This window comes from Vibrio sp. Y51_MX_L26 (genome assembly GCF_024181935.1).
In the GTDB taxonomy this organism is placed as follows: Bacteria; Pseudomonadota; Gammaproteobacteria; order Enterobacterales; family Vibrionaceae; genus Vibrio; species Vibrio diabolicus.
In genome coordinates this window covers 1-16,350 of record NZ_JAMZAS010000019.1, presented here as the reverse complement: position 1 = coordinate 16,350, position 16,350 = coordinate 1, and the positions used below count along the sequence as shown (strand labels likewise).

16 protein-coding genes, 2 tRNA genes and 1 riboswitch are annotated in these 16,350 nt (G+C 45.7%); of the genes, 6 read left to right on the top strand and 12 right to left on the bottom strand.

Annotation, left to right across the window (positions count from 1 at the left end):
- Positions 1-86 precede the first annotated feature (86 nt).
- The 4 genes from NL645_RS22340 to NL645_RS22325 all read left to right on the top strand — a co-directional run bounded on the left by NL645_RS22340 (position 87) and on the right by NL645_RS22325 (position 2,520).
- On the top strand, positions 87-347 hold the full coding sequence (locus tag NL645_RS22340; RefSeq protein ID WP_104969962.1) for a DUF2282 domain-containing protein: 261 nt from the start codon (positions 87-89) through the stop codon (positions 345-347).
- 82 nt (positions 348-429) lie between these two features.
- Positions 430-1,299, top strand: a complete 870-nt coding sequence (locus tag NL645_RS22335; RefSeq protein WP_253652441.1) for a DUF692 domain-containing protein — start codon at positions 430-432, stop codon at positions 1,297-1,299.
- The gene (locus NL645_RS22330) at positions 1,296-2,054 is read left to right on the top strand and encodes a putative DNA-binding domain-containing protein (RefSeq protein ID WP_253652440.1); all 759 of its coding nucleotides are present in this window, start codon (positions 1,296-1,298) and stop codon (positions 2,052-2,054) included. Before NL645_RS22335 ends, NL645_RS22330 begins: the two co-directional genes overlap by 4 nt.
- A gap of 10 nt (positions 2,055-2,064) precedes the next feature.
- The gene (locus tag NL645_RS22325; RefSeq protein WP_012841278.1) at positions 2,065-2,520 is read left to right on the top strand and encodes a DoxX family protein; all 456 of its coding nucleotides are present in this window, start codon (positions 2,065-2,067) and stop codon (positions 2,518-2,520) included.
- A 27-nt stretch (positions 2,521-2,547) separates the two neighbouring features.
- Here NL645_RS22325 and NL645_RS22320 read toward each other — a convergent pair whose 3' ends face one another.
- A complete protein-coding gene (locus NL645_RS22320; RefSeq protein WP_005397034.1) occupies positions 2,548-2,832 on the bottom strand; it encodes a hypothetical protein in 285 nt (94 codons plus the stop codon).
- Between the two features lie 91 nt (positions 2,833-2,923).
- Positions 2,924-4,117, bottom strand: a complete 1,194-nt coding sequence (locus NL645_RS22315; protein WP_005397036.1) for a multidrug effflux MFS transporter — start codon at positions 4,115-4,117, stop codon at positions 2,924-2,926.
- 107 nt (positions 4,118-4,224) lie between these two features.
- On the opposite strand from NL645_RS22315, the gene NL645_RS22310 reads away from it, so the two are divergent.
- Together NL645_RS22310 and NL645_RS22305 are read left to right on the top strand one after the other, a co-directional pair.
- Positions 4,225-5,166, top strand: coding sequence for a LysR family transcriptional regulator (locus tag NL645_RS22310; RefSeq protein ID WP_006743068.1), 942 nt, complete (start codon positions 4,225-4,227; stop codon positions 5,164-5,166).
- Between the two features lie 202 nt (positions 5,167-5,368).
- A complete protein-coding gene (locus tag NL645_RS22305; protein ID WP_253652439.1) occupies positions 5,369-7,159 on the top strand; it encodes an aminopeptidase P family protein in 1,791 nt (596 codons plus the stop codon).
- Positions 7,160-7,308: 149 nt separating this feature from the next.
- Here the strand turns inward: NL645_RS22305 and thiH are convergent, their stop codons facing one another.
- The 10 genes from thiH to NL645_RS22255 form a co-directional block, all read right to left on the bottom strand.
- Positions 7,309-8,421, bottom strand: coding sequence for a 2-iminoacetate synthase ThiH (gene thiH, locus NL645_RS22300; RefSeq protein WP_253652438.1), 1,113 nt, complete (start codon positions 8,419-8,421; stop codon positions 7,309-7,311).
- Positions 8,422-8,455: 34 nt separating this feature from the next.
- Positions 8,456-9,223 (bottom strand): thiazole synthase, encoded by a 768-nt coding sequence (locus NL645_RS22295; RefSeq protein WP_253652437.1) that lies wholly within the window; start codon positions 9,221-9,223, stop codon positions 8,456-8,458.
- 5 nt (positions 9,224-9,228) lie between these two features.
- Positions 9,229-9,483, bottom strand: a complete 255-nt coding sequence (thiS, locus tag NL645_RS22290; protein WP_253652436.1) for a sulfur carrier protein ThiS — start codon at positions 9,481-9,483, stop codon at positions 9,229-9,231.
- Between the two features lie 38 nt (positions 9,484-9,521).
- On the bottom strand, positions 9,522-10,295 hold the full coding sequence (gene thiF, locus NL645_RS22285; protein ID WP_253652435.1) for a thiazole biosynthesis adenylyltransferase ThiF: 774 nt from the start codon (positions 10,293-10,295) through the stop codon (positions 9,522-9,524).
- Positions 10,282-11,697, bottom strand: a complete 1,416-nt coding sequence (locus NL645_RS22280) for a thiamine phosphate synthase (RefSeq protein WP_253652434.1) — start codon at positions 11,695-11,697, stop codon at positions 10,282-10,284. Before NL645_RS22280 ends, thiF begins: the two co-directional genes overlap by 14 nt.
- Positions 11,697-13,637 carry a phosphomethylpyrimidine synthase ThiC gene (gene thiC, locus NL645_RS22275; RefSeq protein ID WP_253652433.1) on the bottom strand — a complete coding sequence of 647 codons (1,941 nt, stop codon included), beginning with the start codon at positions 13,635-13,637 and terminating at the stop codon, positions 11,697-11,699. The genes NL645_RS22280 and thiC overlap by 1 nt, the downstream gene beginning before the upstream one ends.
- 164 nt (positions 13,638-13,801) lie before the next feature.
- A riboswitch (TPP riboswitch) is annotated at positions 13,802-13,900 on the bottom strand.
- A 60-nt stretch (positions 13,901-13,960) separates the two neighbouring features.
- Positions 13,961-14,344, bottom strand: a complete 384-nt coding sequence (gene crcB / locus NL645_RS22270) for a fluoride efflux transporter CrcB (protein ID WP_182037402.1) — start codon at positions 14,342-14,344, stop codon at positions 13,961-13,963.
- Between the two features lie 123 nt (positions 14,345-14,467).
- Complete coding sequence (locus NL645_RS22265; protein WP_253652432.1) at positions 14,468-15,847, bottom strand: multicopper oxidase family protein; 1,380 nt, start codon at positions 15,845-15,847, stop codon at positions 14,468-14,470.
- A 248-nt stretch (positions 15,848-16,095) separates the two neighbouring features.
- Positions 16,096-16,172, bottom strand: a tRNA-Trp gene (locus NL645_RS22260).
- Positions 16,173-16,233: 61 nt separating this feature from the next.
- A tRNA-Asp gene (locus tag NL645_RS22255) sits at positions 16,234-16,310 on the bottom strand.
- Positions 16,311-16,350 lie beyond the last annotated feature (40 nt).

Here is a 16,350-nt window from a genome sequence, read left to right as displayed (position 1 = left end):
TTAAGCAAGTGGATAAAGGTTGTACGCCAAACGGCGAATCGACTTGCCGAATGAAAGTAAAAGGAAATCACTCAGAGGAAATTATGATGAAAAAATCGAATCTTGCTGTTACTGCTGCTGTTACTGGCCTTCTTGCTCTTGGTGGCACCATGCTCACCGCAACCCCTGCTGTCGCAGCAGAAAAAGAAAAGTGTTATGGCGTGGCGAAAGCCGGTAAAAATGACTGCGCAACGAAAAACAGCTCTTGCGCGGGCACCTCTAAAGAAGACAACCAAAAAGATGCTTTTGTTGTCGTTCCTAAAGGATTGTGTGACAAATTGGCTGGCGGTAGCACCAGCGGCTCATAACTCAACATCACAAGTTTCTGTGGGGCGCGTTGCACTTTAACCAACGCCCCCGGTTACTCGCCAATCAGAAAAGGAGTTTCACGTGAAACATCACTCTTTCCATCCTCTTGCTGGCGTCGGATTACGTTCCCCTCATCTCGATTATTTTAGCCAACACAAACCTGATCTGTCGTGGCTAGAAATCCACAGCGAGAACTACTTTCAGCCCAACTCAGTAGAGCGCCATCAACTACAAGCATTACGCGAGCACTACCACATCAGTTGCCACGGTATTGGTTTGTCACTGGGCTCGGTGGAACGTGTGAATACGAAACATTTAGCGCAACTAAAAGCATTGATAAATACAATTGACCCTCTCTTCGTCTCTGACCATTTAAGCTGGAGTGAAAATGGTGGTCACTACTTCAATGATCTACTTCCCTTGCCTTACACGGAAGAAGCGCTGCAAGTCTTCACTCGTAACGTGCTTGAAGTGCAAGAATACCTACAACGTGAAATCTTAATTGAGAACCCATCTAGTTATGTGAAGTTTCACCATTCAACCATCAGCGAATGGGATTTTCTTACCGAAGTGCAAAAGCGCACCGACTGTCGTTTATTACTCGACTTAAATAACGTATATGTTTCCGCCTTCAATCACGGTTTTGATTGCGACACATACCTAGATGCGATTCCAGCCGACAAAGTCGACGAGATTCATTTGGCAGGTTTTACTATTAAGCCGTTGGATAAAGGTGAGATTTGGATTGATACTCATAGCCGTCCCGTCAGTGATGAAGTATGGCAACTGTTCGTTAGTTGGACACAAAAACACGGCCCTCGCCATACGCTGATTGAATGGGATTTGGATATTCCTGCACCAGAAATACTTCTTGGCGAAGCAGAAAAAGCATCCTCACTATTGCAGAAAAATCATTTAATTGACCAAAAGAGCAAAAGGAAAGCGTCATGAAGCTTGCGACCTTGCAGAGTCAATTTGCTAAAGCCCTACATTATCAAGCGCTCGGTGAAGAATGCGACATTGTGAGTGACAAGTTTACCGCAGATGAACGCATACAGATTTACCGCAATAACTTTATCATCAGCTTGAGTGAGGTATTGGCAGCGACCTACCCAATGGTTGAAGCCTTAGTTGGAAAAGAGTGCTTCGATCAAATTGCTCGCCAACACGTACTTTCTCACCCCTTAGCTGAAGGTAATGTCGTACATTATGGTGCTGGCTTTCAAGATACGATTATGCAGTTTAGTCAGGTCATGACCCAAGCTCCGTACGCACCTGAAGTCGCAAGATTTGAATGGCATATGGACTTAGCTAGACAAATACAGAATGAGAAAGTCGAAAAACCAAATCGAATCCCTTTATCTGCACTTGCCCAAGTGACGGAAGAACAACAACCTCAATTGGTGTTTCATTTGCGCACTGGCAGCCGCAGCTTTGACTCAAACTACGCCGTATTTGATCTCTTTCATGCGATTCAACACCAAGATTTTGAACAGCTCAATATCAATCAATTACAGCGAGGTGTCATCTCGATTCAAGCCAATGGAGAAGCTCAATGTCACGCACTCGATACCGATGTTTTTCAACTGCTGCAATGTTTAGAGCAGAAGCAGAGTTTGAGCGAAATACCCGAAACTTTACTCGTTCACCTTAATAGCCTCATGGCACTCGATCTCGTTGACGGCTTTACATTGAAATCAATCTAAGGAGCACTCTATGACGAACACGGTTAAAAACTTAGTCAATCGGTACGACGACTTGATCAATACCTTACAAGCTGGCTTTGTCCCTTTACTACTTCTCTTTTGTCGCTTATGGGTTGCATGGGTGTTCTTCAATTCAGGGTTAATCAAAGTTTCTTCTTGGGATAGCACGCTGTATCTATTCGAATTGGAATACCAAGTACCACTTTTGCCTTGGGAGTTAGCGGCCTACATGGGAACGGCTGCCGAGTTGATTCTGCCAGTATTTTTAGCGTTGGGATTAATTACCCGCCCGATGGCTGCGATTCTGTTTGTGTTCAATATCATCGCGGTCATCTCTTACCCTGTACTTTGGGAAAAAGGGTTCTATGACCATCAATTGTGGGGATTCATGATTTTAGTGGTCATCGTATGGGGACCGGGAGTTATCTCTATTGACCATGTTATAAAGAACAAGTTGACGCGATAAAAAAATCCCCGCAGTGGCGGGGACTTTTTATTGTTTATTTAAGTAAGCAAGAAGCTCATCAGCTGAGATGCCCTGTTGAGCAAGATCTTTTGCCAACAGCTCAACTTGTTCACCTTTGCGCGACTCAATCACTTGCTGGAATTGGTACACGATATCACGCAAAATTGGCAGAGGTACTTGTTTAGCCGCACTACGAATACGCTCGGAGCTTTGATTACCCAGCTCATTAAGCAACTTGCCAAACATCACCTTTTCTGGTGAATCTTCCATTTGCTCTAGAATACGAGCCATTTCATACGTGGTTAACGACATTACTTTTTGAGTTCCGTTATGGTGTCAGGAAAAGTCTGAACGACAAATATACACGCCTTACTTACATTGGAAAATACTAAATTACACTGATTTACGCTTTCGCAAAGCTTGAATGCCAGTTCTTACCTGCTTTTGTAAACAGAACCACCAACGCAGGCAATAGAACCCACATATGAATTGCGATCAGTGTTTGAGGTTCCAAAGATAAACGCTGCAACGTACCAACCAACAAACCAGAGCCACTCATTTGGAACAACCCAAGCAGTGCCGCAGCCGTACCCGCTTTGTCACCAAACGGTTCCAATGCTTTCCCTGCTGCAGCACCCAGAATGAATGCAAAACCTACAGAAGACATGAAGATAGGTAGCATGAAAGAAAGCGCGGTATTCTGACCATTCATCACTAGCATGATCACACCTGCGAGGCCCAGAGTTGAGATCCCGGTGACCAAGGTGTTGTGCGTGCCAACGCGCTCCATAAACTTAGGCGCCAACATACATGCCGCAATGTTTATCACCGCATTCACACCAAACCAGAAAGTGAATTCATTCATCGACAGCCCCATCCCCGTCATCAATACCGACGGTGCTGAGGTAACGTAAGCAAGAATAACCGCCATCGCCATTAAACACAGTGACGCATGGAAAACAAAAGATGGCGTACTAAGCACTGCCCAATAACGGCTGAGCTTAAACACGGCTTGCTTTTCCGTTGATGGGTTGGTCTCTTTCATCATGAAAAACATCAATGATCCAGACACCACAGCAAAACCCGCCATAAAGCTAAAGTTAGCACGCCAGTCAAATTGCTGAGTTAACCAACTACCTAGAATTGGAGCTAATGCCGGAATAAAACAAATCGCGCCGTTAAGATAGCTGATCATTTTGCCGCTTTTTTCCGGGCCAAAGATATCGCGAACTGTTGCAAAGGCTGCTACCGATGTCGCACACGCACCTAAGCCTTGTAGCAGTCGGGAAACCAACATCCATTCAATATTTTGAGCACTCCACGCCAATAAAGCGCTCATCGCATAGATAGTGATACCGCCCAATGCAACAGTTCGACGTCCGAGTTTATCTGCCAAAGGGCCAGCAAACAGTTGCCCGACACCCATCGCAAATAAGAACCAAGTGATCGTGTCTTGTGCTAGCGCATTATCGACCTGAAAAGTGGAAGCAATAAGAGGTAAAGCAGGTAGATAAATATCAATCGCAAGAGGACTGAAAAGAACCAAAAGGGTCAATAACGCCATCTGTTTTTTACTATTAGAAAACTGGCTAGGCACACAACACTCCGAATTGGATAAAGAACTTTGGATAGAGCTTAATCATCTGATGATATGAATGGAAATGATGTATAATCATGAGCATTATTCCTTAGAGGAAATTCACCGTGAACGTCGAAAAACTGGCTCGTATCGATTTAAATCTATTGGTCTGTTTTAAAGTTTTGATAGAAGAGTTAAATGTCACCCGAGCCGCCCACCGACTGTGCTTGAGTCAGTCTGCCGTGAGCAAATCACTGGCTAAACTGCGCATCCAATTTGATGACCCACTTTTCACCCGAAACTCGCATGGATTAACACCAACACCACGCGCTTTATTTCTTAAACCGAAACTGGATCTGTTGATAAACCAGTTAGAAGTACTGACTCAACCAGAAGAGTTTTCTCCGCAAAGTAGCGAATACCGTTTTCAAATAGCAGCGGTTGAAAGTGTTTACCCTCTGATTCTGCCTCATTTCTTACCGGCGATTTTTCAGCAAGCCCCTGGGGTGACGATCAGCACTCACCCTTGGTCCGATAATACTTTTAAAATGCTGCAACGTGGCGAGCTAGACTTAGGCTTAACTGGAAAAGACATCGATATTAATGATGCCAAGCTGACTCTGCTGCCACCCGATGACATATGCGAACTGGAAATTTATCGAGATCACCAGATGTGTATTATTCGCAAAAATCACCCAGCATTAAAACAGCCTTGGAACCTCGAAGCGTATCTCGCCCTGCGTCACGTACAAGTGCGTTGTGACGGCAACGACCGTTGGCTGTTAGATTATCGCCTTGCCGATATTGGAGCCGACCGCGATATTGCCGTCACCGTTCCGGACTTTAATAGTGCCGCAAGTTTATGCTCCTACACTGACTTTATTTTTACCGCCCCAAGCCATTTTGTGCAGCTCGCTGCTAAACAGCTTGATTTGGTCGTACTACCACTCCCGCTAGAATTTCCACCTATGGCTTACACTTTATTCTGGCACCGAGACAGAGAAAACGACCCTGCATTGGGTTGGCTACGTACGATGATCACACAAAAAACTGATCACCTTAGATAAAAATACCGCTCTCAATTTGCGCTTAGCGGGTAAAATGAGTAGCTTAACTGTCGTAGTCCTTTTTGGCTCATCTATGGCCTAGTTGTACTCCGACTCAACCTAAGTCATTGCAAACTTGCGTTGATCATAAACTGCATGAAGCAGAAGGAAACAGCTCCCACACCTGAGCATGAAGGAGCGGTAATTTGAAGGAATAAAACAGATGCACAACGAAACTCTCAGCCGCGTGAATGCGATTCGCGAATGGCTTATACAACATAATATTGATGCCCTACTGGTTCCGCACGAGGACGAGTATTTGGGTGAATACGTCCCAGCGCACAACGAGCGCTTACATTGGTTAACAGGCTTTACTGGTTCTGCTGGTGCTGCGGTAATCACCAAAGACAAAGCCGCTATCTTTGTTGATGGCCGCTATACCGTTCAAGTCACCAAACAAGTCCCTGGTGGCCTATTTGAATATCGTCACCTTATTGAAGAACCAGCTTTAGATTGGGTTCTAGACAGCCTGCCAACAAACGCATCTGTCGCAATTGATCCTCGTATGCACAGCTCAGCTTGGCTAGACATGGCACAAGCTAAACTGGCTGGAAAGCTTGAGCTAAATATTCTGACCAACAACCCAATTGATGAGTTGTGGCATGACCGCCCAGCGCCTGTTGTCTCTGACGTTCGCCTGATGCCAACAGAAGCCGTCGGTCAATCAAGTGAGAGTAAGCGTCAAGAGATCGCCCAACTGGTTAAAAAAGCAAGTGCAGATAGCGCTGTGATCACAGCATTAGATTCTATTTGTTGGCTGCTGAATGTACGTGGTTTGGATGTATCACGCCTACCAGTTCTGCTTTCTCACGCGATTCTGCATGCCGACTCAACCGTTGAATACTTCCTCGATCCTGCTCGTCTACCTGCTGATTTTGACGCTCACGTAGGCACCGGTGTGACCGTTCACCACCCAGAAGCACTTCAATCTCGCCTTGAAGCCATGACAGGTAAAAAGGTATTAGTTGACCCGGCAATCAGTAACGCTTGGTTTAAGCTAGTACTACAAAACTCTGGTGCGTCCGTGATTGCAGCAGCAGACCCATGTCTGATGCCAAAAGCGGCGAAGAACGCGGTTGAAATTGCGGGTATGAAGGCGTGTCATATCCGCGATGGCGTGGCAATGAGCAAGTTCCTATGCTGGTTAGATGCGGAAGTTGCTGCTGGTAACCTGCATGACGAAGCGACATTAGCAGACAAACTGGAAGCATTTCGTAGCGAAGACCCTACGCTAATGGATCTCAGCTTCGATACCATTTCAGCCGCGGGCGGCAACGCGGCCATGTGTCACTACAATCACGAGAACCAACCTGAACCTGGTAAGTTAGAACTGAACACGCTTTACCTTGTGGACTCAGGCGGTCAGTACCTCGATGGCACTACCGACATCACGCGTACTATCGCGATTGGTCAACCTTCTTCAGAAATGAAGAAGCAATTTACGTTGGCGCTGAAAGGTCATATTGGCGTTGCTCGAGCTCGTTTCCCGAAAGGCACACGTGGTTACCAAATCGATACTCTAGCTCGTCAGCACCTATGGGCGGAAGGTTACGATTACGATCACGGTACTGGTCACGGTGTTGGTCACTTCCTAAGTGTTCATGAAGGTCCAGCGAGCATTTCGAAAAAGCAAATCGACGTGCCTCTAACAGAAGGTATGGTGCTATCCAACGAGCCAGGTTACTACCGTGCAGATGCGTTTGGTATCCGTATTGAAAACCTAGAGCTTGTTGTTGAAACACCAACTAACGGTGACTTCCCTGTTCTGTCATTTGAGTCGTTAACACGCTGCCCAATAGACAAACGCAACATCAACGTTGATATGCTAACTCGTCCAGAACTTGCTTGGCTGAATGATTACCACCAGAAAGTATGGGATGAGATCAGCCCGCTAGTCGAAGGTGATGTTAAAGAGTGGCTTCGTCAAGCAACGCTACCTTTAGCACACAGCTAGAAGCTAGAAGCTAGAAGCTAGAAGCTAGAAGCTAGAAGCTAGAAGCTAGAAGCTAGAAAAAAGTAGAGGGTTGATGTTTTGCATCAACCCTCTTTTTTTGCCTATGTTTCACGTGAAACATAACGATGACCAGTGGCTTTATTTACTGCTTAACCAGAATACGCTGAGTGCCAATCTCGCCATACAGGGTCAAATCCTTTGGCTCGAATCATATCTTCCACAGAACCCGCGCTTCGCTCATCGCTGATCTCAAACTGCTCGAGTTCAACATCATCCATCGCATAACCCCCCGGCTGAGTTTTCGATGCTGCAGATATACTGGTAATACCTAAAGCCAATGCGTTGTCTCTAAATTTCGGTGACTCACGAGTCGATAATGACAACTCCACTTCTGGATTCAACAAACGATAAGCGCAAATCAACTGAACAAGCTGCTTATCCGTCATTACTGATTTGGGTTGGAGCGCGCCCTCACAAGGACGCAAACGTGGGAAAGAAATTGAGTAACGAGTCTGCCAATACGTGCGCTCAAGATAGTCCAAGTGCGCTGCCACATAAAAACAATCTGTACGCCACTCTTCCAATCCTATCAAAGCGCCAATACCGATCTTATCAATGCCCGCCTTTGCGAGGCGGTCGGGTGTATCCAATCGGTATTCGAAATCCATCTTATTGCCACGTAAATGGTGCTCAGCATAAGTCGAAGGATGATACGTTTCTTGATAAACCATCACCGCATCCAAACCCAATGTCTTGAGCTCTGCGTATTCGTCTTGATCTAGCGGCTGCACTTCCATCGCCAAATAATTAAAGCGTTGCTTAATCATCGGCACCATTTCGCGAAAGTATTTCATGCCCACTTTGGTTTCGTGTTCACCAGTCACCAGCAATACGCTATCGAACTTCATGCGTTTAATGGCTTCAACTTCTGCAGCCACTTCGTCCCTATTCAAGGTACGACGCTTGATTCTATTCTCCATTGAGAAGCCACAATAAGTACAAGCATTGGCGCACAAATTAGAAAGGTACAATGGAATATAAAGCGACATGGTATTACCAAAACGCTTGCGAGTTGCCGAGTATGACAACTGTGCCATTTGCTCTAAGTACGCTTCTGCCGCCGGTGAAATTAGCGCCTTAAAATCTTCCAAATCACGCTTGGATTTACTCAATGCTCGCTCAACATCTTGTGCTGTTTTCGCATAGATCGACATCGAAATGTCATCCCAATTAAGCTGCTTAAATTGCTCAACGAAGCTCATGTTTTCCTCGCTTAATAGCTAAACCAATCTAGGACTAAAGCTCATCTAGGAATGACGTCAGTGGACTCGACGCAACCGCATGAGAAACCTTACCTGCAAGTCCGGCTTCATAAGCCATACGCCCCGACTCTACCGCCAACTTAAATGCCTTCGCCATCGCAACAGGATCGCTCGAAGCTGCAATCGCAGTATTGACGAGCACGGCATCCGCGCCCATTTCCATCGCACGCGCGGCATGTGAAGGAGCACCAATACCCGCATCAACAACGACAGGAACATTGGCTTGGTCGATGATGATCTCTAGGAAATCGTTAGAAACTATCCCTTTGTTGGAACCGATCGGCGCACCTAATGGCATAACTGCAGCACAGCCTACTTCTTCCAATCGTTTACACAGAACTGGGTCAGCATGACAGTAAGGAAGCACAATGAAGCCTTCACGAACCAATTGCTCAGCGGCTGCTAGTGTCTCAATTGGATCAGGCATCAAGTACTTCGGGTCTGGATGAATTTCCAGTTTTAGCCAGTTAGTACCCAACGCTTCTCGCGCCAGTTGTGCAGCAAACACAGCATCTTTAGCACTCTTTGCACCCGAGGTGTTCGGCAATAGGTTCACACCCGCTTGTACTAACGGCAGCAAAATATCGTCTTGTTGGTCGTTCACATCCACACGCTTCAACGCCATAGTCGCAAGTTGAGATCCCGACACTTGAATCGCTTCTGCCATTAATCGACTGTTGGCAAACTTCCCTGTTCCCGTGAACAGTCTTGATTCGAATTGTTTATCACCAATTTTAAGCATCGACGTTAACCCCCTGCGATCGCTTGAAACAAAGAGATGCTATCTCCCTGTGAAAGAACTGTGCTAGCCCACTCACTGCGCGGCACAACATTGTTATTAATTGAAAAAACACAGCCCATTTCAGGCAGCGCAAATTGACTAATGATTTGCTGTAGATTCGACTCACTGGCAACTTGATGCGACTGGTCATTGATGACAATAGTGATCACATCTAAGTCAGCAGCGGTCATCTGTGTTGTTTGTTGCTCTGATAACGTCATTGCTTCCCACTCTCTTAATTCTACCCATTACTCGTAAGCTAAATTTGAGCACACACTTGGCACTGTTTGTCTTTGCTTATCGCCATGGTTTGCCATTGCAGCTTCAATCCATCGAACAGGTGTAACTTGGCAGTCTCGACATGAAACTTTCCCGTCGCCAGTTTTTGAATTGCCGCTATCGCTTGGTAGTTACCAAGTGTGCCAACCACCGGACCGACGACACCGCTCTCACTGCATTTTTGCGTTTGCGGTAATTCGTCAAACGGATACAAACAGCGGTAACAGGCTTTACTCTGCGCTTCTTGTTCACTTGATGATTGGTAATCAAAAACAGCGAATTGCCCTTGCCAACCAATTGCCGCCGCTGAGATAAGCGGCGTATTTTGCTCGAAACAAACTTGGTTAATTAGCTGGCGCGTTGGCATGTTATCGGTGCAGTCCAACACCACATCCGCCAGCATCACCTCAAGCCGCAGCTGCGCTTTGTCTAATCGCTTATTGAGAGCACGAATTTGAACCATAGAATTAAGTTCAGTGAGTTGCTTTACAGTAGCTTCGGTTTTTGCAACTTGGAGGTCTTGTTCACGATAAATGATCTGACGCTGTAGGTTACTGCTATCAACTTCATCGTCATCAACCACAACCAATTTACCAACGCCCGCTGATGCCAAGTACAAACTCGCTGCGCTCCCTAATCCACCACAACCGATGATCAGCACATGCGATTTGCTCAAACGCTCTTGCCCACTTTCAGCAATTTCAGGCAGAGCAACTTGACGTTGATAGCGAAGGAACTGCTTATCCGTGAGCATGCTCGCCCCTCTTGTTATGCGCCAATTCACTATTCTGATCAGTAAACGTTAGCTGTCTTTCCTTCATCAGTTTTGCGAAGAACTCGATGACGGATTGAGGTGATTCTGCCAACGTAATAGCTCGCACTACTGCTAAGCTAGAAACACCCGTTTGCCAAACTTGGTTTGCATTAGATTGATCAATGCCACCAATTGCGACCGTCGGAAAGCCAAGCACATAGTCACTAACGGCTTTGTCTTTTGCAGGACGGAAAGCAGCCTCTGTATTTGTATAAGGAATGCTATCAATCAGCTTTTGATATAAAGCCAAGCGCACCAAACCTTGTGGTTTCGATGGCATCTGTTTAGTGGTGGTTGGGAAAATATGCCCTAGCGCGATGTAACTAGGATGAATTTGTACGATGCGCAGTAGCTCATAATAACCATGAGTAGAAAGACCAAGACGAACGCCGGCTTTAGTTAGCTGAGCCAAATTCGATTCTTCTATGTCTTCTTGTCCTAGGTGAACACCATAAGCGCCATGCTTGATTGCCAACTGCCAATAGTCATTGATAAACACTTGTGCTTGATACTGACGACCTAGCTCAATTGCTCGAATGATCTGTTGTTCTAAATCGGCTTGTTGTGGGTTCTTGATTCGCAGTTGAATAGTGTTGATGCCTAGTGCCAGTAGACGCTCAATCCAAGCAACATCATCAACGACTGGGTAGAGCCCTAGACTTTGCTTAGTTAGAGTTGGAAAGCTAACGCTCTCACCTTGTGCAGACCAACCAACTTGAATACCTAGTCGGTTATCCTCCAGTACAGGAGTGGGAAAACCATCAAATTGGTCAGCCCACTGAGTAGTTCGCTCTCCGTCGAAGTTGTCATTCAACAGTGTTTCACGTGAAACATTCGCTTGTTGAGTTAGCATTCCTCGAGCAAGTGTTAACGCATCTTCGATAGGAAAATTGAGTACTGTCAGCGTTACTATCCAAGCAAGGTGATGTTCGGGATCGAACATTGCGTTGAGTTTGGACTTAACAGAAAGCGCTCTCACTTCGTCGTTAGTTGGGTGACGCCAGATATCAAGCTGAAGCACTTTCTCCTTTTCATCGGATACCTGCGTATCAGCAATGCCAATATAAATCGCTTTCGACAGTTGCTTAGCACACGCTTTTACCGATAAAGCAGAGCGGTAATAGAGCACAAATGAACACTCTGACTCAGAGTCATACCCATCAATAAGATCAGTCGTTATATGTGCAATCTGTTGGTCGCGAACAAGCTGAATAGATTGAGTTGGGCTCACACCCAACTCAATGTCTTCGATGCTAAAACCCTGTTCTCTCGCCAACAACAAACATTGTTGAACTAAACCTGTTAGCTCAATCAATGATGACGGAATAAGGATTTTGCTCATTAGTCACTTACCTCGGCATGTGCTGCTGGGTGGTATAACTCAGAACCTGTGTCTCTAAATTCTTGAGATTTCTGACGCATCCCCTCAAGAGGATCATCAAGCACTTTGATAGAGATAGCTTGGTCCGCAGCAACTTGCTCAGTGTCTTTCGCGTACTCTCGTACCTCTTGCGAAATCTTCATCGAGCAGAACTTTGGTCCGCACATCGAACAGAAGTGAGCAACTTTGCCGGACTCTTGAGGTAAAGTTTCGTCATGGAAAGCGCGCGCGGTATCTGGATCGAGTGACAAGTTGAATTGGTCTTCCCAGCGGAACTCGAAGCGAGCTTTAGAAAGCGCGTTATCACGAACTTGTGCACCAGGGTGTCCCTTCGCTAAATCAGCGGCGTGCGCAGCAAGCTTGTAAGTGATCATGCCTACCTTCACGTCTTCTTTGTTTGGTAAGCCAAGATGCTCTTTAGGTGTTACGTAACAAAGCATCGCACAGCCATACCAGCCAATCATGGCAGCGCCAATACCTGACGTAATATGGTCGTAACCAGGAGCGACGTCTGTCGTCAGTGGACCAAGGGTGTAGAACGGAGCTTCATGGCAGTGCTCTAGCTGCTCTTCCATGTTCTCTTTGATCATGTGCATTGGAACATGGCCAGGACCTTCGATAATCACCTGTACGTCGTATTCCCACGCAACCTTAGTCAACTCACCAAGAGTACGAAGCTCCGCAAATTGCGCTTCGTCATTAGCATCGGCAACCGAACCAGGGCGCAGACCATCACCGAGAGAAAGTGCCACATCATACTTGGCACAGATTTCACAGATCTCTCGGAAGTGGGTGTATAAGAAGCTTTCTTGGTGATGCGCTAAACACCATTTCGCGATGATAGAACCACCACGAGAGACTATGCCAGTAACACGCTTTGCAGTCATTGGCACATAGCGAAGTAGTAAACCGGCATGGATAGTGAAGTAATCAACGCCCTGTTCTGCTTGCTCAATCAGAGTATCGCGCATCACTTCCCAGTTAAGGTTTTCGGCAACTCCATTCACTTTTTCCAGCGCTTGATACATAGGTACGGTACCGATCGGAACCGGGCTGTTACGCAGAATCCACTCGCGAGTTTCGTGGATGTTACGTCCAGTAGAGAGATCCATAACGGTATCCCCACCCCAGCGTGTCGCCCAAACGAGCTTCTCAACTTCTTCCTCAATCGAAGACGTCACCGATGAGTTACCGATATTGGCGTTCACTTTGACCAAAAAGTTACGTCCAATGATCATTGGTTCGGATTCTGGGTGGTTGATATTAGAAGGGATAATCGCGCGACCTTCGGCAACTTCTTTGCGAACAAACTCGGCGGTAATGTCTTTTGGAAGATTCGCTCCAAAGCTTTGACCAGGATGCTGTTGATTCAGCACATCATCACGGTACTTGGCACGACCCATGTTTTCACGCAGCGCGATGAATTCCATTTCTGGGGTGATAATACCTTTGCGAGCATAGTGCAGTTGAGTGACGCATTGCCCATCTTTGGCACGTCGAATACGTGGTAGATTGCCGTAACGAAGATCGTCTAGTGTTCCGTCTTCTAAGCGTTCTTTGGTGTACACCGAGCTTACTTCATCGAGTAACTCTGTGTCACCTCGCTCTTCAATCCAGCTTTCTCTTAGCTTTGGTAAGCCGCTATAAAGGTCAATATCGTAGTTCGGATCAGTATAAACACCTGACGTATCGTAGACTCGGACGGCTTCATTCGGCTCGAAAATAGGCGCTTCTTTTGTGCCACCAATCAGACTATCTGCTAGCGCTATTTCACGCATAGGTACACGAACATCTGGACGTGAACCTTCTACATATACTTTTGTGGAATTTGGGTACGGCTGTACCGAGAGTGTTTCAATAAACTGTTTTGCTTCCAGTCTCGCTTGTTTGCGACTCGACATAGCATTTTTCCTTGCTTTGTTATACTAGATAAAAAGTAATTGGATAAAAATGCTTGGCGGATAGATGCGACAAGAGGAGTCAAATTAAGGCTAAATAAAGCTTAAATAATTTGCCTATAACAACATTCGACTATTTGATAGGTCAACCAGAAAGAACTCCGGTATAAATATCTTCTCTTGTTCCCTTCGCAGATTCTAATCTGATCAGGTTCAACGGATCCCGAATTAACGGTCTCAGCCTTATGGCACTCCGACAAGTGATATCAGTATATAAAAACGGCCTGGTTAAACCAAGCCGACCTGTTTAATTTTTAACTACTTTGCTAGCTGCGCATCAATAATTGGAAACCGATCCACGCAGCAGAGATGCTCAGCACCACATTTAATAAAATATTTAACCCCATCTTAAAAAACGCACCTTGCTGCATAAGTAAAACATTATCCATAGAAAAGGTGGAAAACGTCGTCAGTGCCCCTAAAAAGCCCAAACCAATCACTTGTCGCCAAGGTTCTGTTGCCAACAGTTCATTGTCGAACGCAGCAATCAACAAGCCCATTATAAATGAACCGACTACATTAACGGTTAACGTACCGTATGGAAAACCACGCCCCAATAAAATGATACACAGTTCAGATATCAAGTAACGAGAACACGCACCGAAAGCACCACCTAGTGCAATAAAACCAAGAATGGAAAACTGCCCCATAATTCCCCCAACACTATTGATGACGATATTGTAACCAAAACTAAAGCAATATTGATGGTGAAATTTTAGAATTCGACAACGTATTGCATTTAAAACACGCTGAGATTAAAAAAGTTACAGGAGTCACTTTACTTCAATATACCCCATCAAACCGGTTTTCATGTGCTCAATAACATGGCAGTGATACATCCAACGTCCAGGGTTGTTAGCAACAAAGGCAGCTTTGGCACTGCCATTTTTTCCAAGTAAAACCGTATCGGTATGGAACGGTTCGTCGAGTTTCTTTCCATCTAACTCAAGAACAGTAAATGTATGCCCATGAAGATGAATAGGATGATGATATTGAGTAACGTTCTTCAAATTGAAGATATAGGTTTTTCCAAGCTCCAATGTTGAAAGTGGCGCAGGGATATTATCTATGCTCATTCCCTCCCAAGCCCGTTTGTTCATCAGCCAGAATTTAGGTATCGCTTTGCCCGATTTATCGACAGGAGTGATCGCCCCCTCCCATTCAAACACATAATCGATTTGCTCCGCATTTTCCAAATCAAGATCAGGCACAGGGTTGAGAGGCAATAAAGGCAGTTTCTTGTTGCTTGGCAGGTCAGAATCAACAACTTCAAACTTACACAAAGAGAATGGGAAGCGCCCTTTCATATGACGCACATAAACACGCTCTCCAGCCTTCGGAGCAATCAATCCGATATCCAATCTCATTCCCGGACCAATTTTGTGTTGAGTGAGCCTATAAGGCGTTTTAACTGGATTGCCATCGATAGCAATAACCCAAGCCTCTGTGCCTTCAATCGCGATCGGATAGGTAATGGTGTTATCGACATTAGCAATTCTTAATCGCGTAGTCGCGTTCTGCTTCAGCGTATAAAGAGGCTCATGAATACCATTGACGCTACTCCACTCTCCTGGCATTCCCATACGTGCACTCAAGCGCGGCACCATTAGATTCTTCCACTGTCCTTGCTTGTCTAAATGCCAATGCTTGAGGACGACTTCATGCTCTTCATCAAACTGAACAGGCTCAGCCTCTTCAACAATTATTAGCCCAACCAACCCCATACCAAGCTGCTTAACGCTGTTCATGTGTGGGTGATACCAAAACGTACCTGCATCTGGCGGAATAAACTCATACGTAAAAGTCTCTCCGGGCATGATAGGAGCCTGGCTTAAAAACGGAACTCCATCCATTTCAATAGGAATCCTCAAGCCATGCCAATGAATCGTCGTCGGCTCTGATAGCTTATTGATGAAGTTGATTGTTACCTTTTCCCCTTGTCGGCAACGAATTATCGGTGCAGGTATACGCCCATTAAAAGCTAATACCTCAGTATTGAAACCGGGCACTAGTTCAGCCGTAGAAGGCTCTGCAGTGATATCGTATATATGTTGCCCCTTATTAGTACTCCGAGATAGAGAACATGCAGGAAGAACGGTAAGCGCAGAGATTGCTAAGGATGATTGAAGGAAGCGTCGACGAGATATATCCATACATAGTTACCCATTAATCCAGATCGGTTGAGTGTAACTAAATATAAATAATGATTCTCAATTATTACTAACATTTCGGAGCACTTGGTTATAACGACTAGTCTAATAGGTTGGTGAGTTCGAGTAGCTAATAAATACTTACAAAGAGCAGCAGGCAGCAAAAAGTCATATAGGTGGGATGAGAGGACACATGCATAGTGGCAAGCAGATACAAAAAAGGCTCTGACCTAAGTCAGAGCCTTGATATATGGCAGGGGTGGAGAGATTCGAACTCCCAACACGCGGATTTGGAATCCGCTGCTCTGCCAATTGGAGCTACACCCCTGTAGAATTCTTATATTCTAGATTTGACAAAACCTCGCATGGGCGAGGTTGTCGATATTAAGTGGCGGAGTGGACGGGACTCGAACCCGCGACCCCCGGCGTGACAGGCCGGTATTCTAACCAACTGAACTACCACTCCGCAGTGGTATCACTCGCTTGTAATCAGCAAGTGTCCAAAA